The following is a 17,699-nucleotide window of genomic DNA, read 5'->3' on the forward strand; positions in this document are numbered from 1 at the left end:
CTAAAAAATCCCGAGTTGAGGATCCGCCCCCGTCCGCCCCACCCGCGAGATTGACAAACTATATAGGAACACCCCCCGTGGCTACTTGCTAGATAGAAATTTCACCGTCTGCTGCGCGCTTGCCGATGTCCCTCCGGACAAACCCGCCCGCAAACTCAATTCCCTGGACGGTGGCGTAGGCATTCTCGCGCGCGGCGTCTAGCGTTTCGCCCTTGCCCAGCACATTGAGCACGCGGCCACCATTACTCTGGAATACCCCATTGGAGCGTTTCGTGCCGGCGTGCAGCACACGCTCTGGATCCTCAAGGCCCTCGCCGGTGATGGCATCGCCCTTGCGGGGAGAGGCGGGGTATCCCTCGGCCGCCATGACCACGGTGATGGCATAACCGTCCTCCCACTGCAGCGGCTCGAGTTCTGCTAGCGTGCCGGTGGCGGTGGCGTTGAGCGCTTGCGCCAGCGGGGACTTAAGAAGTGAGAGCACCGCTTGGGTTTCTGGGTCACCAAAGCGGCAGTTAAATTCCACCACCGCTGGGCCCTCTTCGCCCCAGGCCAGCCCGGCATAGAGCAAGCCAGAATACGGGGTGCCGCGGCGCACCATTTCCTTGGCAACCGGGGTGCATACCTCGTCGACGATGCGCTGCACGTCGTCTTTGCCAAGCCACGGCAGCGGCGTGTACGCACCCATGCCGCCGGTATTGGGGCCCTCGTCATTGTCGTAGGCGCGCTTGTGGTCCTGGGCGGGCAAAAGCGGCACGACGGTCTCGCCATCGACAAGGCAGAATAGCGATACCTCAGGTCCGTCCAGGAAAGATTCCAGCAGCACGGGGTTGCCGGCCCCTAAGACTGCATCCACGTGGGCGCGGGCTGCGGCGCGCTCGCCGGTGACCACCACGCCCTTGCCGCCTGCCAGGCCGTCGTCCTTGACCACGAACTGGGGTCCAAAACTATCCAGCGCGGCCTCAATATCGGCCTCACTGGTGCCCGGTCGCACCTGCTGCGCGCGGGCGGTCTTGACCCCAGCTGCCTCCATGACTTCCTTGGCAAAGGCCTTGGAACCTTCAATCTGGGCGGCGTCCTTATTCGGGCCAAAGACGGCGATGCCTTCTGCGCGCAGAGCATCCGCCACGCCGGCAACCAGCGGCACCTCGGGGCCGATGACTACGAGTTCGGCAGCGACCTCACGGGCCAGTTCCACCATGCGCTCTGGATTATCTACCTGGGAGTATTCCGGGTGCAGGGTAGCCAGCGGTTCCATGGCCGCGCTGCCGGGCGCGACGTGGATCTCCGTAGCCTGTGGATCAGCGTGCAGTCCTTTCACGAGGGCGTGTTCACGGCCGCCCGAACCAATTACGAGAATGCGCATGCCCACCATCATAGCTGGGGGTAGCCTGGCAGCTATGGCTTCTGTATTTAGCAAAATCATCACTGGTGACCTACCCGCCCGCTTTGTCTACCGCGATAAGACCTGCGTGGCATTTCTCTCCATCGAGCCGCTGCGCTACGGCCACACCCTGGTCGTGCCCGTAGAGGAAGTGGATAAGTGGACCGACCTGGATCCGCAGACCTGGACGCACCTGAACGAGGTGGCCCTAGAAATCGGTGAGGCCATCAAGAACGCGTACGATACCCCGCGCACCGGCTACGTCATCGCCGGCTTCGATGTGCCGCACACCCACATCCACCTCTTCCCCACCGAGAAGATGGAAGAGTACGACTTTGCCAAGGCCTATGCCGCCGAGGACACCGATGATGCCGCCATGGATGAGGCGGCGGCGCGCATCCGCCAGCACCTAGGCACCAACGAGGAGGGCTACCGCGAGGACTAATCCTCCGGTTCCTCCAGCGCGGGCAGGCGCACCGTAAAGGTGGTGCCGTGGCCGAGCTTGGAGTCCACGCTGATGCTGCCGCCGTGCTGTTCCACCAAGGAATGCACGATGGCAAGGCCCAAGCCGGATCCGCCGGTATCGCGCGTGCGCGAGGAATCCGCGCGGTAGAAGCGCTCAAAGATGTGGGCGGCATCCTCGGACGACATTCCCTTGCCGTCATCAATGACATCCACGAGGATGTCATTGTTGTCGCGGCGCAACTGCAGGGTGACCGTGGCATCCTCACCGCCGTGGCGCAGGCCATTGGAAATCAGGTTGAGCAGCACCTGGTGAAGGCGGTCTGCATCGCCATTGACCACGGGGATGGACTGCGCCTTATTGACCACTTTGACCTCGCGCTCGGGGAAGGCTGCGCGCGCGGACGATCCCACAGAGAGGGAAAGCTCCAAGAGGTCCACCGGCCGCAGGTCCAAGCGCGTGCCTTCCGCGCGGGTAAGCGCCAGCAGGTCCTCTACCAGCAGCGACATGCGCTTAGATTCCTTATCGATCTTAGAAAAGACCAGATCGACATCGTTCGTCGCCCCAGAGCGGTAGAGCTCCGTATAGCCGCGCAGGCTGGTCAGCGGGGTGCGCAGCTCGTGGGAGGCATCGCCGACAAAGCGGCGCATCTGTTCCTCTTTTTCCTGCGCCGTCACGACAGAGCGCTGCAGGTGGCCCAGCATGATATTGAGCGCGGCGGCCAATTGGCCGACCTCCGTGTGCAGCGGCCACTCGGGCACGCGCTTATCCAGGTCACCGGCCGCGATTTCCGATGCCGTCGATTCCACCACCCGCAGCGGCCGCAACGCCCTGCGAATAAACCAGAAGCCCACGCCGGCCATGGCCGCCAAGGCGATCGCCGCAATGGATACCTGCACCATCGCTAAGCCGTGCAGGATCTCCTTTTCATGGGTCATGTCCTTGGCAATGACGGTGATAATGCCATTGGAATCCGCAAAGGCCAGCGCGCGCCACTTGGTGTTGTTTTCAATCGATCCCACCGTCGTGGGGTACCCGCCCAAGGGAACACCCTCCACGTCCGGGGTGGTAGACGTGGGACCGGAATAGCGAATCGTGCCATTTGGAAGGTAATTGAGCACCACGTATTCCGTGGGCGGGCGCTTGGTGTGATCACCTAAGAAGAAGTCATTGCCCACATCGCGGGCCCAGGAAGACGACGCAGAGCGCAGCTCGCTATCAACGTTGTTATAGAGCACGTTGCGCATGATCGAGTTCACGGCAAAGGACGAACCCGTCAACCCGAGGCCAGAGATAACCACGAGGAGAACCACCAGCCAGGTGCGCAGGGGCATCGCCTGCGGAATCTGCTTGATGTAGTCGCGCTTGGAACGCTTCTTTTTCTTTCCCTGCCCCTGCTGCGGTAGCTGGTCCAGCTGCTCATGCCACTTCTTGGGCGGCTGTTGTTCCTGCTTAGGCTGGGACTGCGACTGTGCGGGCCTGCCCGCAGCGGGGTTCTCCTGTGAATCTGCCATTACAAAACGTCAGTTTAGGACCGCGGGGTGCGCAGCACATAGCCAACACCGCGCACGGTGTGGATAAGCTGCGTATCGCCGGTATCGATCTTGCGGCGCAGGTAAGAAATATAGGATTCCACGACGTTGCCGTCGCCGCCGAAGTCGTAGTGCCAGACGTTATCCAGGATCTTGGACTTGGAGAGCACCACTTCCTTGTTTTGCATGAGGTAGCGCAGGAGGTTGAACTCGGTGGGAGACAGCTCGATGAGCTCGCCGCCCTTGGTGACCTCGTGGGTATCGTCATTCAAGGTCAGATCGGCATAGCTCATGGTGGCGTCATTAGAAGACTCCTCTGCGGCACCGCCGCGGCGCATGATCACGCGCAGGCGGGTAATGACCTCTTCGAGGCTAAAGGGCTTGGTGACGTAATCGTCCGCGCCGATGGTCAGGCCGTGGATGCGCTGATCCACGCCGTCCTTGGCGGTCAGGTACAGCACCGGGCCATCCAAGCCTTCCTGGCGCAGCTTGCCCAAGAGCTCGAAGCCGTCCATGCCCGGCATCATGACGTCCAAAATATAGGCATCCGGGTTTACCTCGCGCGCCACACGCAGCGCCTCGTTGCCCGAGTTGGCGCTGTATACCTCAAAATTTTGGAACTTCAACGATACCGTCAATAGCTCCACGATATTCGGCTCGTCATCAACGACGAGGACTTTGGCAAGTTTATTGTCTTCCATGCGTCCTGTAGCTCCTATTGCTTCCTGTTATCTGCACACCTGCGTGCGTGCAAGCTTCAATAATCCATCATGGCAAACCCAGTTTCTAGCCTACTGATAAGTTTCTGGATGAAACCTGTGAAAGTAAAAAGCCACGCTTCCCTCTCCACGCGGACCGAAGTCCGCGGTAGGAAAGAAAGCGTGGCTAGGAAGCCGTGAGGCAGCTATGGCTTAGAAGTCCTGCGGGCGCGGGATATTGCGCAGGTTGGACTTGGCCATGGACAGCATGGAGCCCACGCCGCCGCCGAAGACGGTGCGGGTAGCGGCCTTGGAGAAGCCCAGGAGCTGATCGAAGGTCAACGTCGGTGGCAGGGAGAGGGCGTTGGGGTCAGTGACGACATCGATAAGCGCAGGGCCGTTATAAGCCAAGGCCTTCTTGATCTGCTTAGGCGCCTGCTTCGGATCCTCGATGCGGAAGGTCTTGATGCCAGCGGCTTCTGCGATCTTGGAAAAGTCCACGGACTCATGGTCGGTCTCGTGCTCTGGAATGCCGCCTACCAGCATCTCCAGCTTGACCATGCCCAGCGAGGAGTTATTGAACACGAACATCTTGACCGGCAGCTGGTGCAGCTTGACCGTCAGTAGCTCGCCCATGAGCATGGACAATCCGCCGTCGCCAGAGAATGTAATGACCTGGCGGCCCGGGTTGGCTTGCTGCGCGCCGATGGCTTGCGGCAGGGCGTTTGCCATCGTGCCGTGACGGAAGGAGCCGATCTGCTCGCGCTTGCCATTCGGGGTGATGTAGCGCGCGCCCCAAACGTTGCACATGCCGGTATCGACGGTGAAGATGGCGTCATCATCGGCCTCTTGGTCAATGAGATCCGCAATGTACTCGGGGTGGATCGGGGTGTGCTTTTCCACGTTGGAGGTATAGGCCTCCACGACGTGCTCCAGCTTGTCGTAGTGCTTCTTGAGCATCTTGTCCAAGAAGGAGCGGTCCTTCTTCTCCTCCACGTGCGGCAGGATGTTGTCGATGGTGGCGGCAACGTCACCGGTCACGGGGTAGGAGATCTTAGTGCGGCGGCCGATGTGGGAGCCGTTGATATCCACCTGCGCCACATTGCCCTTAGGCAGGAAGTCGTTATACGGGAAGTCCGTGCCCAAGAGGATCAGCAGGTCTGCCTCGTGGGTGGCCTCGTGCGCGGCGCCGTAGCCCAAAAGGCCGGACATGCCCACGTCAAACGGGTTATCGTACTGGATGTACATCTTGCCGCCGAGCGCGTGGCCAATGGGAGCCTTGACCTTTTCTGCCAGCTTCAGCACCTGCTCGCGGGCATCCTTCACACCGGCGCCCACGAAGAAGGCGACGGACTCGGCCTCGTTGATGGCCTGGGTCAGCGCTGCGGCCTCGGCTGGGTCCGGGTAAACCACGGGGCGGCCGGCGGAGATCTTGGATTCTACGAAGGTGTCATCGTCAACCTCTTCGGTAGAAACGTCGCCAGGGATAACCAGCACGGATACGCCGTTGCCGGCCATGGTGGACTGGATGGCGTGGTGGAGTACTACCCCGCCCTGGTCACCGGACATGACCATTTCGCAGTAGCCGGAGCACTCCTGGAAGATCTGCTCTGGGTGGGTCTCCTGGAAGAAGTGGGAACCAATCTGGCGGGAAGGAATGTGCGATGCCAAGGCCAACACCTTGGCGCCATTCCGGTTGGCATCATAAAGGCCCTGGATGAGGTGGGTATTGCCCGGGCCACAGGAGGCCGCACACACGGCCAGCTTGCCGGTGGTCAGCGAGTCCGCCTCGGCGGCAAAGGCCGCGGCTTCCTCATTGCGCACGTGGATCCACTCGATGGAGGAGCGGCGCACCGCGTCCACGATCGGGTTGAGGGAGTCTCCCACGAGGCCGTAAATGTGCTCGACGCCCTGCTTTTCTAGCGTCTCAACAAGTTGTTCTGCGTAATTGCGTGCCATTAAACATCATCCTTAACTCTTTAACTGTTCTAGTACCACTGTGCTACTAAACGTGCAGGAAAGTCCAGCAATTCCTGCATACTCACACCACCGGCCTATCTGTGAGGAAGGCAATACTAACCTGAATTATCACACACTGATTCGCTACGGTTTCTAGCGATGAGCATCGAGTCACCTGATACTGCCACTAAGCCCCCGCACCGCGCGGCCGCGGCGCCCTCCACCCCAGCACAGCGGTGGTCCTTCTTTGCCGTGGTGTCCTTGGGGCTGCTCATGGTGGGCCTGGATAATTCCATCCTTTATACGGCACTGCCTCAGCTAACGCAGCAGCTGCACGCCACTGACATGCAGCAATTGTGGATCATCAATGCCTATACGCTGGTTCTATCGGGCTTGCTCCTCGGTACCGGCACATTAGGCGATCGCATTGGCCACCGCCTGATGTTCCTTATTGGCCTGGCCACCTTCGGCACCGCCTCCCTCGTGGCGGCTTATTCGCCCAATGCCTGGCTGCTCATCGCCGGCCGCGCCCTATTAGGTCTGGGCGCTGCCATCATGCTGCCTTCCACCCTGGCGCTTATCCGCCTGACCTTTCCCAATGAGGTAGAGCGCAATAAAGCCATCGGTATCTGGAGTTCTGTCGCCGTCGTAGGCGCTGCCGCCGGACCCACCGTGGGCGGATTCCTCTTAGAGCATTTCTGGTGGGGCTCGGTCTTTTTGATCAACGTACCCATCGTGGCCCTCGCCATCATCCTCACCTTCCTCCTTGGCCCGCCCAACCTACCGAACCCGCACAAGCACTGGGATTTTCCATCCTCGTTCTACGCGCTTATCACCCTGTCCAGCCTGGTCCTGGCCATTAAGACGGCTGCGGCCACCCAGATCAATGTCGCGCTGCTGGTCTGCTCCATTGCCACCTTCTTGCTCGGCGCCGCAGCTTTTTCCCACCGGCAAACCCGACTAAATGATCCGCTTTTGACCTTTGACATCTTCTACTCGCCCACCTTTACCGGCGGCGTGCTCACCGCCGGTGGCGCCATGTTTGGCCTTACGGGGCTTGAATTACTTACCACCCAAAAGCTGCAGCTTGTCGATGCCCTCTCGCCCCTCGACGCCGGCCTTTTCATCTCCGCCATGGCGGTTGCGGCCATCCCCACCGCCATTGTGGGCGGCAGCGTCTTGCACCGCGTGGGCTTTTTGCCCATCATCAGCGGCGGTTTCTTGAGCATGGGCATCGGCATGCTGGGCATCATCTGGGCCGACCGCGCCGATAACCTCGCGGTATTTATTACCGGCCTCATCCTCACCGGCTTAGGCGCTGGCTCCTCGATGTCCGTATCTTCTACCGCCATCATTAATGCCGCCCCCTCCCACCGGGCAGGCATGGCCTCTGGTGTGGAAGCCGTGTCCTACGAGTTCGGCACGCTGCTCTCCATCGCCATTACCGGCTCCCTCGTGCCACTACTGATGACGCACAAGCTTCCCGATGCCCTCGCCCCGCAAGGCACCGATGCCCTCCTATCGCCCGCCACGCACGACACCGCCGCGGCGGCGTATGACTCCGCGTACTTCCTCACCGTCGGCGGGCTTGCCTGCACCACCTTCATCTTCGCGGTGCTTACCGCCTGGTGTTTCCGCGGTAACCCGAAGTCTGGGGCGCTGTCTGCACAAAGTAGCCGATAAATAGCCACCTAGCTAACTTGTAAACTTTTACCCCCTAACTGTTTGTGCAGCTAGGGGGTAGTTTTTTGAGCTGGAGACGAGACTTGAACTCGCAACCTACGCATTACAAGTGCGTTGCGCTACCAATTGCGCCACTCCAGCACCGCGGAATTTCTTCCGCTCGTTGCATGGTACCCGAGGACCTCGCCCAAGTGGAAAGCTGGTCCCCCTTGTATGCATTTGCGCCCCACAAGGGTTAGAGTTCAGGCTGAAATTATTACTAGTGTCCCACCGCTTTTTCGAGGGTTATTTTCGTGTCACTACTGTCCGCTATGCGGGAGCGCCTGCGCGCATCTGCAGGCCAAGTCGCCATCATTGACGCGGCCAAAGCCGCACCCCCACCATCGCCACTCGCCCCGGTCGATCTGACCGATGCCGCCCAGGTCACGGGCGTGATGGAGATTGCCGCGCGCATCGGCGAGCTGCTCATTAGCGCAGGATCCGCCAACTCGGATGCCCGCGCGCAGGTCCACCTGGCGGCGTCGTCGTATGGCCTGCACTACTGCCACGTGGATATTTTGATGAATACCATCACCATCCACACCGCGATTGGCACGGGCGATAAACGCCAGAACCTCCACGTCTTTCGCGTGGTGCCGGATGTAGGCGTGAACTTTTCCAAGCTTTCGGAAGTAGACCGGCTCATCCGCGATATCCACTCCGGTAAGGTCCCGCCCGCCATGGCGGAAAAGCGCCTGGATGACATCGATCGCATGCCGGCGCCATATAAGCCGTCCACGGTGATGCTCGGCTGGGGCGGCATGGGTGGCCTGATTTCCATGATGCTCGGCGGCGATCTCCTCGTGGGCCTCGTTGCCTTCGTGGTCTCCGCACTGATTATGGGGCTTAATGACTGGTTGGCCAATTACCGCCTGCCGCCCTTTTATCAAAACGTCGTCGGCGGCTTCTTGGCCGTCTTCCCGGCCGCGATTTTGTATAACGTGGCCGCTGCCTTTGGCATCAGCATGTCGCCGGCGCAGATTATTGCGTCCGGAATCATCGTGCTGGTGGCGGGGCTGACGCTGGTGCAATCGCTTGTCGATGGCATCACGCGCTCCCCCGTGACCTCTTCCGCGCGCTTTTTCACTGCGTTGTTATCAACGGGCGCGATCATCGCCGGCGTGGGTGTGGGCATTCAGCTGGCCTCCGCCATGGGCTTTGACCTGCCGCCAATGGGCACCTTGGCGCCGCCGGTTTATCACAAGATTCCCCTTTTGGTACTGCTCGGTGGTACGGGTTCGGCCGCATTCGCACTGGCCTGCGGGGCTAATTGGATAGAAATTACCCTCTCAGGCCTCACGGCGGCCGCCGGTATGATTTTCTACTACTTCGTGGTCGTACCCTTCGGCGTCGGCCCGGTGATTGCCTCCGGTATATCCGCCATCGTGGTGGGCCTGGCCGGCGGTTTGATGTCGCGCCGGTGGGGCATCCCGCCGCTCATTACGATGATCGTGGGCTATACGCCCATGCTGCCGGGCCTCATGCTGTACCGCGGCATGTACGCCTCCATCAACGAGCAGATGATTACCGGCTTTACCAACCTAGCCACCGCGCTGGCCATCTCCGGCGCGCTGGCAGCCGGCGTCGTTTTTGGCGAGCGCGTCGCCCGCCGCCTGCGCCGCCCGAAGTACTTCCGCCCGTACTCCGCCTTCAAGCGCATCGGCCGGTTCTCCTTCCACAAGGCAACTCACCTGGCGCGCAGGGCCCCGCGCATCCCGCGCGTGCCGATGTCCCCCTTTGCTCCCCGCGTCAACCGCCCCGAATTGCCGCCCACGCTGGGGCCAAAGCCACCACAACACGCGCAGGCTCAGCAGCACGCGCCGGGGACCACTCCGGCGGAAGATTTGTGGCCGGCAGACTCCCAGTGGCCGGCCCAGCCGCAAGAAACTGAGCGCACCACCTATACGGTGCCCGGGCAGAAATCGCCCACTCCGGAGGAATCCGATCACACCAAGCCCGGCGGGGAGGAACCCAAGGAGCCCTAAACGCCGCCGGTAGCGTACAATATTCAGCCTGATAGCTTTCCCAACATTCAGGAGGACTCGCCGTGCCACCCAAGGTCCAAGACACGCACCCACAGGCAGAACAAGACATTGCCCTGGCAGAGGAAACCGCCCGTGCCGCCCGCCGCGTGGTGGCCACCTACTCCCAAGACTTCTTGGACGGCGTGACCTTGATGTCCATGCTGGGTGTCGAGCCGAAGGGCCTGGTGCACAAGAAGGTATTGGCGGAACAAGCCGATGCCGCGCCGAAAAAGTCCACGAAGAAGGCCACCAAGAAGTCGACGTCCAAGGCCTCGAAGAAGTCCACTAAAAAGTCGACCAAGAAGACCACTAAGGCGGCCAAAAAGTCCACCAAAAAGTCGACAAAGAAAGCAACAAAGAAGTCGACCAAGAAGTCTTAAGCTAGTCTTGGACTATGAGTGAGCGCGGCAATGACTTCGTAGTAGTGGCAAACCGCCTGCCGGTAGATTTAACTACCGCGGCCGATGGCAGTCAGGAGTGGACGGCCTCGCCGGGCGGTCTGGTCACCGCGCTCTCACCGGTGCTCGAAGCGCACCAGGGCTGCTGGGTGGGGTGGCCCGGCGTCGCCGATGCCGCGCCCGAGCCCTTCCGCACCGAGGCCGGGGTGTTATTGCACCCGGTCAAACTTACCGAGGCCGATTTTGAGGCCTTTTACGAGGGCTTTTCCAATGCCACGCTGTGGCCGCTCTACCACGATCTCATCGTCACCCCTGCCTATCACCGCGACTGGTGGGATGCCTACCGCGAGGTCAACCTCCGCTTCGCGGACGAGGTAGCCCACGTGGCCGCAGAAGGCGCGACGGTCTGGGTGCAGGACTATCAGCTGCAATTATTACCGGGCATCCTGCGGCAAATGCGCCCCGATCTCACCATTGGGTTCTTCCTGCACATCCCGTTCCCCTCCCCCGATCTTTTCCGGCAGCTGCCTTGGCGGGAGGAAACGGTGCGCGGCATCTTGGGGGCAGACCTGATCGGCTTCCACTTGGAGGCCAATGCCCGCAATTTCTTGGAATTGGCCCGCCGCCAGGGCCTCGAGGTGCGTGGCGAGGCCACCACCCGCGATGTCACCGCCCATATCCGCCTCCCCGGTGGCCGCACCGTGGGCGTGGGCGCGTTCCCCATTTCCATCGCCGCGCAGGATTTCGGCCAGTTTAGCGACGAGGATAAACGCCGCGTGGCCCAATTGCGCAAGGATTTGGGCAGCCCCAAGCGCATCATTTTGGGCGTGGATCGCCTCGATTACACCAAGGGCATCCTGCAGCGCCTGACCGCCTTCGAGGAGCTCTTGGAAACCGGCGCCCTGGATCCGGAGGAGGTCACCTTGGTGCAGCTGGCCACGCCCTCGCGTGAGCGCCTCGACCACTACAAGGCCACCCGCTCCCAGGTGGAAGAGGCCGTCGGCCGCATCAATGGCCGCTTTTCCCGCATGGGCCACCCCGTGGTGCACTACCAGCACCGCGGTGTGCCCAAGGATGTGCTGCGCTGCTATTACCGCATGGCCGATATCATGCTGGTCACCCCCTTTAAGGACGGCATGAACCTCGTAGCCAAGGAGTTCGTGGCCTGCCACGACGACGGTTCTGGCGCCCTAGTGCTCTCGGAATTCGCCGGCGCCGCCGCGGAGCTGGATGAGGCCTACCTGTGCAACCCCTTCGATATCGAGTCCGTCAAACGCGCCTTGCTTAACGCAGTGCGGGCGCTTTCCGATGCCCCCTCCACCATGACCCAGCGCATGCTCACCATGCACGATCAGGTCATAAGCCACGATGTGCAGCTGTGGTCGCAGTCCTTTTTGGGCTGCCTGCGCGCCGTTCGGACCGAATCCGCCTCGCAAGCTCCCGACTCACACGGAAAGGACTCCTAATGCCTCTTTCCCTCCCCCGCGTACGCACGGCCGGAGCGGCCGGTGCGGGTACACCCGCTGTGCACAGAGGCGTCGGCAAGCATGCTGTCACCGTGGCCGCGCTGGGTGCCGTCACCCTGCTTGCCGCCTGCGGTTCCGAGGACGATGCCCCACGGCCCGCGGGTGATGACCGGATCGTGGACAAGCAGTGGCAGGTCGTCTCCATCAACACCGCGCCGGATGCAGCATCCACCATCCCAGAGTCGATTCCTCACGCGCCGGAATTTAGCTTCGGCGAATCCACCTTGGTGGGCACCACCGGCTGCACCCGCCTTGCGGCCCGGCTGACCTACACCACCGATGACGAGCGCGAGAATATTCGCGATGGCAACAAGCTGCACTTCGATGAGGTCAAATACGACGACACCGATGAGGACTGCGAAGGCAGTTCCGTGTGGGCCGATAACCTGCTGCGCAACCTCATTACCTCGGATAATGATTTTATCTACACCGTAAATAGCAATAACCAGCTCATCCTGGAGCTCGATACCGATGAGGTAGATTCGCCCTCCATCAAGCTGGTCTCCGGCGCGTAGCATGGGATGCCATGACGCTTTCTACCACCATTAAGGCCTTGGCCGCGGCAGAAGAGCTCGCCGTGGTTTCTGATTTTGACGGTACGCTGGCCCCGATTGCCGCCGACATTTATGACGTGGAAATCAACGCCGATGCCGCCCGCGCCCTCAACCACTTGGCCCACCTGCCGCGCACCACGGCCGCGGTGCTGTCTGGGCGCCACCTCGAGGGTCTGCAGCGCGTGTGTCCCCTGCGCGAGCCCGTCCTCTTCGGTGGCTCCCACGGCGCCGAGTCCTCCTGGCAGCAGACCGAGCTCACCCCCGCCATGCGCGAGCACCTTGCGCGCAAGGAGGAAGAAATCCGCGGCATCATAGACCGCTTCCCCGGCGCGGAGCTCGAGGTCAAGCCCTTCCAACGCGTGCTGCACCTGCGCTCGCTGGAGCTGGACAGCCCGGAGCAGGGCGCGGCCGCCTATGAGGCGGGCCTGGCGCTCGATACCGCCGGTTTCCCGCGCACCGCCGGCAAGTCCGTCATCGAGTTTTCCGCCACCACCGCCACGAAGGGCACGTGGCTGGAGACCCTCCGCGAGCGCACCGTCGCCACCGCCATGGTCTTTCTAGGCGATGACGTCACCGATGAGCACGGCTTCCGCGCCCTCCACCAGCCGCCGGACGTGGGCGTCAAGGTGGGCGAGGGCGATTCCATCGCCGCCGTGCAGCTTGCCGATGTCGACGCCGTCGCCCACTTCCTCACCGAGCTCGCTACCGCCCGCGCGGCCGCGGTGCAATAACCGACTTTCCCGGCGCGAACCGCGTCTGCAACACCCGCCGCGGCACCTCCTCCGCTCCTTCGGCGCCGACCTTCGCGCTGCCTGCACCGGCAGAATCACTTGTCGCGCTAGCGATGAGCTTTTCCAGCATGTGCCCGGCCGCGGCTCCCTTGGCCTTATTGGGCTGGATGACGGTAGCTAGGTCGAGGCGCTGCGCCGCATCGATGCCGTCAAAGCCGGTCACGGATAGGTCTTCTGGCACACTCAGCCCGCGCTCGCGGGCATAGGCCAGCACGCCGAGCGCCATGGAGTCGGTCGTGCACAGCACGGCCGTAAGCTCCGGATGGGCGTCGAGCAAGAGCTCGGCGGCGGCACGGGTGGTATGGGCATCGTTAATGTGCTGCGTGACCACAGGCACGGATTCGGGCGCGATGCCCGCCTCGGCGAAGACGTCGAGCGCGCCCATCACCCGCGAGCGCTGCACGTGCATCTCCGCGTCCTGGACTTCCTGCCAGGAAATCGGGCCGTCGTGGCGCTGCAGGCGCAGGCGGATGGCGAGGATGCCGATGCGGCGATGCCCGGCATCGATAAGCGCACGCGCCGCTGGGGCAATCGCCGCGCGATCATCAATGCCCACGAACGGCAGGCCCGCGTCCGTGGGCTGATCGCAGACCACCAGCGGCAGGCCCCGGCCCCGCGCGGCCGCGAGGTAGGCATCGCCCGCGGCGACCGAATAGACCACGAAGCCATCGACTGCAGCCGAACCCACCAGGCTGGTCGCCTCCGCCTCGCCTTCTGGGCCGGCGGGAATCAGCGTCAGCGTAGTCTGCGCGCCTGCCGATGCCTCCGCCATGCCCGCCAAGAAATCCACCGACGCCATGTCCTCGAAGGCGTAGGACAGGTGCTCGGTCAGCAGCACGCCTACCGACCCAGCGCGGCGGGTGCGCAGGCTGCGCGCCGTGGGATCAGGCCCCGGGTAACCGCGCGCCTTGGCCGCGGCCAAAATGCGCTCCCGCGTTGCCGGGGAGAGCTGGTCAGGGCGGCTATAGGCATTGGATACGGTTGTGCGCGAAACCCCCAACTCCGCGGCGAGGGAGGCCAGTGTCTTCCGGGTGGGGCTGCGTTTAACCATGCCTGTTACCTTACCCTGCGCCCTGGCGCCGGATTTTCAATGCATGTTCAATTGACAATGATTGCCAGCAAACGCACACTGGAGGGTATGCACACGTCACTACGCGCAACAACAGCCCTACTCGCAGCAAGTGGCCTCCTATTTACCGCCGCATGCTCTACAGATTCCGATTCTGGATCCGGAACCGACTCTGGTTCCGGCGACTCCGGTGATAAGAAGATTTCCATCGTCGCCTCTACCTCCATCTGGGCCGATGTTGCCCAGGCCGTGGCCGATACCGCCTCCGGCATCGACATCGAGGTCGAGCCCATCGTGGAGGGCAATGACACCGACCCCCACCACTTCGAGCCCACCGCGGCCGATGTAGCCAAGGCCAACGACGCCGACATGCTCGTGGTCAACGGCGGCGGCTACGACGCCTGGATCTACCAGGCCGTCTCCGATCAGGACAACATCATTTCCGCCCTGCCGCTGACGGACCACGGCAAGCTGGACGAGGACCCCGATGTCATGACCATCGATGCCGCGAAGGCCACCGCCAAGGATGACCCGGACAAGGTCACTAATATCGAGGGCAACGAGCACATCTGGTACGACCCCGCCGCCCTGGAGGAGGTCGCCGGATCCATCGCGGACCAGATCAACGAGAAGTACTCCGACGCCGGTGCCACCACCGAGAAGATCGACTCCCACGTGGACCAGCTGCGCGATAAGCTCAAGGAGCTTCCCGATGGCCTGAATTACGCCCAAACCGAGCCCATCGCCGATTACCTCATGAAGTACACCGACGGCAAGGACGTCACCCCCGAGGGCTACCGCAAGGCCACCATCTCCGAGGGCGAGCCCGCTACTGCCGATGTCGCCGCCTTCATCAAGGCCATCGACGATGGCGAGGTCGATCTCCTCATCTTCAACCCCCAGACCGAAACCGATACCGCCGGCCGCATCAAGTCCGCCGCAGAGGACAACGACGTCGATATCGTAGAAATCGGCGAAACCCCGCCGGATGGCAAGAAGTTCTGGGAATACTACGACGAAGTCACGAGCAAGCTGGGGAAGCACTAGTGCTCGTTGAATTCCATGAGGCCGCAGTAGACCCGCTGTGGTCGCAGCTTAATCTCGCCGTGGACCGCGGCGAGTTTATCGCCGTTTTAGGCCCCAATGGCGTGGGCAAGTCCACCCTGCTGGGCACCATCCTCGGCACCCGCACGCTGACCAGCGGCCGCGTCGACGTCAACTGCCGGGTCGGGTTCATCCCCCAGCAGCGCATGTTCCCCGCTGACCTTCCCCTGCGCGCCCGCGACCTCGTTTCGCTCTCCGTGGCGCACGGGGTATTCCGCCACCGGCACCCACCCCGTGGACGGGTGGACGAGCTTTTGGAAGAGGTGGGGGCCACGGGGCTGCGAGACCGGCGCGTCGGCCAGCTTTCCGGCGGCCAGCAACAGCTCATCCGCCAGGCCCAGGCCCTGGCCAATGACCCGGACCTCATTCTTGCCGATGAGCCCCTCCTCTCCCTCGACCCCGCCCGGCAAAACGCCACGGTTAACAAACTGGACTCGCTGCGCCGCGAGCGCGGTACCTCCATCGTCTTTGTCACCCACGGCATCAACCCCGTGCTCGGGGTGACGGATAAGGTCCTCTACATCGCGCCCAATGGCCACACCTTCGGCCCGGTCGATGAGGTCATGCGCTCCGAGGTCCTTTCGGAACTGTACGGTTCCAAGGTCAATGTCTTAAACGTCGACGGGAGGCTCATCGTTGTCTAGCTTCTGGGAAGATACCCAATACTTGCTCAGCGTGGACTTCGTGCAGTCCTCGCTCATCGCCTCCGCACTGCTGGGCATCTTGTCTGGCGTGATGACCTCGCTCATCGTGCTGCGCCAGATGTCCTTTTCCGTCCACGCCACCTCTGAGCTAGCACTTATGGGTGCCTCCGCGGCACTCCTCTTCGGCCTCAACCTGGGCTTCGGCGCGGTCGCTGGCGCCATCGTCGCCGCTATCATCCTGGCCATGCTGGGCTTTAAGGGCCAGCAAGACAGCGCCATCGGCGTGGTCATGAGCTTTGGCCTGGGCCTCTCGGTGCTGTTCTTGCACCTCTACCCCGGCAATTCCAATACCGCGATGACGCTTTTGACCGGCCAAATCGTCGGCGTTTCCTCCGCCTCGGTGTGGCTGCTGGCCGCCACCACGGTCATTATCGTGGCCGCCGTCGGCTTCCTCTGGCGGCCCATGCTCTTTGCCTCCGCCGATCCTGATATGGCCCGCGCCGCCGGCGTGCCCACCCGCGCCATCTCCGTCGCCTTCGCCGTCCTCGTCGGCCTCGCAGCGGCGCAGTCGGTGCAAATCGTCGGCTCGCTGCTCGTCATGGCGCTGCTTATCACCCCCGGCGCGGCGGCGGTACAAATCACCTCCTCGCCCCTGCGCGCGGTACTGTGGTCCACCATCTTCGCCGAGGTCTCCGCCGTGGGCGGTTTCATCCTCTCCCTCGCCCCCGGCCTGCCGGTTTCCGTCTTCGTGACCACCATTTCCTTTGTGATCTACCTGGTGTGCCGGTTCATCGGCTGGCGGCAAGGCAAGCGCGCCATCCGCGATGAGGTCGCGGCCAAGCATTTCCACGCCGATAACCGCGCCGCCGCAGAGGCCCACCACGCCGACTAAACTCGGCGGGCATGCATATTCATCGCCGCACCGCGGATGTGGCTGGCCACACCCGCCGCTTCATCGTCATCGAGCCCGAGAACCTCGGTCCCCAGCCGGACTTGCTGCTGTTTTTCCACGGCTCCCACCAATCCGCCAACGTCATCCGCCGCTTTACCAACGGCACGGTGGACGCGCTTGCCGATGCCACCAATACCCTCATCGTCTACCCCGACGGCATCGACCACCACTTCAACGACACCCGCGCCAACCTGCCGGTCCGCGCCCGCGAGCTCGGGGTGGATGACGTTGCCTTTAGCACTTTCCTCATCGAGACTATGCAGCGCGAGTACTCCACCGCGCGCACCTTCGCCGCGGGCTATTCCAATGGCGGGCAGATGGTGCTGCGCCTGCTTTACGATGCCCCCTTCACCCTCACCGGCGCCTGCGTCTTCGCCTCCACGCTGGGCGAAGGTTCCAACCACGCGCCCACCCACCCCGATGACTACCGGCCTACCCCGCTGCTGTTTATCCACGGCACCGAAGATCCGATTGCGCCCTATTATGGCGGGCTTGCCGGCATCGATGGGCAGCAAACCCACGGGTGCGTGCTTTCTGCCCCCGCCACCGCGGAGCACTTCGCGCTGGCCAATGGCTGCCGCCCGCCCCGCGAAACCCAGCCCATCCCCGGGATAACCTCCACCTACTACGACGGCGACTACCCCGTGGAGCTCTGGACCATGGAGGGCCTCGTGCACGTGATTCCCTCTAGCAAAGAAACGCCAGCGAGCATAGGACCAAATACGGATTCCTTCAATGCTGTGGATAAAGTCCGCGAATTTTTCGGCTTAGGTGACGCTTAAGGGTAGTTGTGTGATGTCTAGTGACTTTTTGGACTCGGAGTCCAGTTAGTTTTTTGACGCGGAGTCCAGGAAGTTTATGGACAGGATGTCTAACTACTTT

At 62.4% G+C, this 17,699-nt stretch carries 16 protein-coding genes and 1 tRNA gene; 11 read left to right on the top strand and 6 right to left on the bottom strand.

Annotation, left to right across the window (positions count from 1 at the left end; genetic code table 11):
- Positions 1-88: 88 nt before the first annotated feature.
- The gene (gene purD / locus ABRP87_RS10240) at positions 89-1,363 is read right to left on the bottom strand and encodes a phosphoribosylamine--glycine ligase (protein ID WP_349868660.1); all 1,275 of its coding nucleotides are present in this window, start codon (positions 1,361-1,363) and stop codon (positions 89-91) included.
- A gap of 34 nt (positions 1,364-1,397) precedes the next feature.
- Here purD and ABRP87_RS10245 point away from each other — a divergent pair, with 34 nt between their 5' ends.
- The gene (locus ABRP87_RS10245) at positions 1,398-1,826 is read left to right on the top strand and encodes an HIT family protein (RefSeq protein ID WP_349868661.1); all 429 of its coding nucleotides are present in this window, start codon (positions 1,398-1,400) and stop codon (positions 1,824-1,826) included.
- On the opposite strand, the gene ABRP87_RS10250 is transcribed toward ABRP87_RS10245, so the two are convergent.
- The 3 genes from ABRP87_RS10250 to ABRP87_RS10260 all read right to left on the bottom strand — a co-directional run bounded on the left by ABRP87_RS10250 (position 1,823) and on the right by ABRP87_RS10260 (position 6,033).
- The gene (locus tag ABRP87_RS10250; RefSeq protein WP_349868663.1) at positions 1,823-3,358 is read right to left on the bottom strand and encodes a sensor histidine kinase; all 1,536 of its coding nucleotides are present in this window, start codon (positions 3,356-3,358) and stop codon (positions 1,823-1,825) included. The two genes, ABRP87_RS10245 and ABRP87_RS10250, sit on opposite strands and share 4 nt — an antisense overlap.
- 14 nt (positions 3,359-3,372) lie before the next feature.
- Positions 3,373-4,077, bottom strand: a complete 705-nt coding sequence (locus ABRP87_RS10255) for a response regulator transcription factor (RefSeq protein WP_005279568.1) — start codon at positions 4,075-4,077, stop codon at positions 3,373-3,375.
- A gap of 210 nt (positions 4,078-4,287) precedes the next feature.
- On the bottom strand, positions 4,288-6,033 hold the full coding sequence (locus ABRP87_RS10260) for a pyruvate dehydrogenase (RefSeq protein WP_349868665.1): 1,746 nt from the start codon (positions 6,031-6,033) through the stop codon (positions 4,288-4,290).
- A 159-nt stretch (positions 6,034-6,192) separates the two neighbouring features.
- On the opposite strand from ABRP87_RS10260, the gene ABRP87_RS10265 reads away from it, so the two are divergent.
- Positions 6,193-7,716, top strand: coding sequence for an MFS transporter (locus ABRP87_RS10265; protein WP_349837751.1), 1,524 nt, complete (start codon positions 6,193-6,195; stop codon positions 7,714-7,716).
- A 68-nt stretch (positions 7,717-7,784) separates the two neighbouring features.
- On the opposite strand, the gene ABRP87_RS10270 is transcribed toward ABRP87_RS10265, so the two are convergent.
- Positions 7,785-7,857: transfer RNA gene (locus ABRP87_RS10270), tRNA-Thr, on the bottom strand.
- Between the two features lie 152 nt (positions 7,858-8,009).
- On the opposite strand from ABRP87_RS10270, the gene thrE reads away from it, so the two are divergent.
- From thrE to otsB, 5 genes are all read left to right on the top strand, one after another.
- Entirely contained in the window at positions 8,010-9,740 is a 1,731-nt protein-coding gene (thrE, locus tag ABRP87_RS10275) for a threonine/serine exporter ThrE (RefSeq protein ID WP_349868667.1), read from the top strand.
- Between the two features lie 62 nt (positions 9,741-9,802).
- Entirely contained in the window at positions 9,803-10,159 is a 357-nt protein-coding gene (locus ABRP87_RS10280; protein WP_023017948.1) for a hypothetical protein, read from the top strand.
- A 14-nt stretch (positions 10,160-10,173) separates the two neighbouring features.
- Entirely contained in the window at positions 10,174-11,643 is a 1,470-nt protein-coding gene (locus ABRP87_RS10285; RefSeq protein WP_349868669.1) for an alpha,alpha-trehalose-phosphate synthase (UDP-forming), read from the top strand.
- A complete protein-coding gene (locus tag ABRP87_RS10290; RefSeq protein ID WP_239268385.1) occupies positions 11,643-12,218 on the top strand; it encodes an META domain-containing protein in 576 nt (191 codons plus the stop codon). Before ABRP87_RS10285 ends, ABRP87_RS10290 begins: the two co-directional genes overlap by 1 nt.
- Positions 12,219-12,229: 11 nt before the next feature.
- Positions 12,230-12,988 carry a trehalose-phosphatase gene (otsB, locus tag ABRP87_RS10295; protein WP_023023885.1) on the top strand — a complete coding sequence of 253 codons (759 nt, stop codon included), beginning with the start codon at positions 12,230-12,232 and terminating at the stop codon, positions 12,986-12,988.
- On the opposite strand, the gene ABRP87_RS10300 is transcribed toward otsB, so the two are convergent.
- Positions 12,960-14,099, bottom strand: coding sequence for a LacI family DNA-binding transcriptional regulator (locus ABRP87_RS10300; RefSeq protein ID WP_284869472.1), 1,140 nt, complete (start codon positions 14,097-14,099; stop codon positions 12,960-12,962). The two genes, otsB and ABRP87_RS10300, sit on opposite strands and share 29 nt — an antisense overlap.
- 39 nt (positions 14,100-14,138) lie before the next feature.
- Here ABRP87_RS10300 and ABRP87_RS10305 point away from each other — a divergent pair, with 39 nt between their 5' ends.
- Genes ABRP87_RS10305 through ABRP87_RS10320 form a run of 4 tightly spaced genes read left to right on the top strand, consistent with a single transcriptional unit; the run spans position 14,139 to position 17,599 of the window.
- Positions 14,139-15,164 (top strand): metal ABC transporter solute-binding protein, Zn/Mn family, encoded by a 1,026-nt coding sequence (locus ABRP87_RS10305; RefSeq protein WP_023023889.1) that lies wholly within the window; start codon positions 14,139-14,141, stop codon positions 15,162-15,164.
- Positions 15,164-15,865 (top strand): metal ABC transporter ATP-binding protein, encoded by a 702-nt coding sequence (locus ABRP87_RS10310; protein WP_239268395.1) that lies wholly within the window; start codon positions 15,164-15,166, stop codon positions 15,863-15,865. Before ABRP87_RS10305 ends, ABRP87_RS10310 begins: the two co-directional genes overlap by 1 nt.
- Positions 15,858-16,757 carry a metal ABC transporter permease gene (locus ABRP87_RS10315; protein WP_349868671.1) on the top strand — a complete coding sequence of 300 codons (900 nt, stop codon included), beginning with the start codon at positions 15,858-15,860 and terminating at the stop codon, positions 16,755-16,757. Before ABRP87_RS10310 ends, ABRP87_RS10315 begins: the two co-directional genes overlap by 8 nt.
- An 11-nt stretch (positions 16,758-16,768) precedes the next feature.
- Positions 16,769-17,599 (top strand): CE1 family esterase, encoded by an 831-nt coding sequence (locus tag ABRP87_RS10320; protein ID WP_349868673.1) that lies wholly within the window; start codon positions 16,769-16,771, stop codon positions 17,597-17,599.
- Positions 17,600-17,699 lie beyond the last annotated feature (100 nt).

The sequence above is a fragment of the Corynebacterium sp. KPL2830 genome (assembly GCF_040225635.1).
Taxonomy (GTDB): Bacteria; Actinomycetota; Actinomycetes; order Mycobacteriales; family Mycobacteriaceae; genus Corynebacterium.

What these genes read in the sequence shown, in the direction of transcription:
- ABRP87_RS10290 (WP_239268385.1), top strand. Translation starts at nt 11,643, where the DNA reads ATGCCTCTTTCCCTCCCCCGCGTACGCACGGCCGGAGCGGCCGGTGCG.
- ABRP87_RS10250 (WP_349868663.1), bottom strand. Translation starts at nt 3,358, where the DNA reads ATGGCAGATTCACAGGAGAACCCCGCTGCGGGCAGGCCCGCACAGTCG.
- ABRP87_RS10260 (WP_349868665.1), bottom strand. Translation starts at nt 6,033, where the DNA reads ATGGCACGCAATTACGCAGAACAACTTGTTGAGACGCTAGAAAAGCAG.
- ABRP87_RS10265 (WP_349837751.1), top strand. Translation starts at nt 6,193, where the DNA reads ATGAGCATCGAGTCACCTGATACTGCCACTAAGCCCCCGCACCGCGCG.
- ABRP87_RS10285 (WP_349868669.1), top strand. Translation starts at nt 10,174, where the DNA reads ATGAGTGAGCGCGGCAATGACTTCGTAGTAGTGGCAAACCGCCTGCCG.
- ABRP87_RS10300 (WP_284869472.1), bottom strand. Translation starts at nt 14,099, where the DNA reads ATGGTTAAACGCAGCCCCACCCGGAAGACACTGGCCTCCCTCGCCGCG.
- purD (WP_349868660.1), bottom strand. Translation starts at nt 1,363, where the DNA reads ATGCGCATTCTCGTAATTGGTTCGGGCGGCCGTGAACACGCCCTCGTG.
- ABRP87_RS10305 (WP_023023889.1), top strand. Translation starts at nt 14,139, where the DNA reads ATGCATGTTCAATTGACAATGATTGCCAGCAAACGCACACTGGAGGGT.
- ABRP87_RS10320 (WP_349868673.1), top strand. Translation starts at nt 16,769, where the DNA reads ATGCATATTCATCGCCGCACCGCGGATGTGGCTGGCCACACCCGCCGC.
- otsB (WP_023023885.1), top strand. Translation starts at nt 12,230, where the DNA reads ATGACGCTTTCTACCACCATTAAGGCCTTGGCCGCGGCAGAAGAGCTC.
- ABRP87_RS10245 (WP_349868661.1), top strand. Translation starts at nt 1,398, where the DNA reads ATGGCTTCTGTATTTAGCAAAATCATCACTGGTGACCTACCCGCCCGC.
- ABRP87_RS10255 (WP_005279568.1), bottom strand. Translation starts at nt 4,077, where the DNA reads ATGGAAGACAATAAACTTGCCAAAGTCCTCGTCGTTGATGACGAGCCG.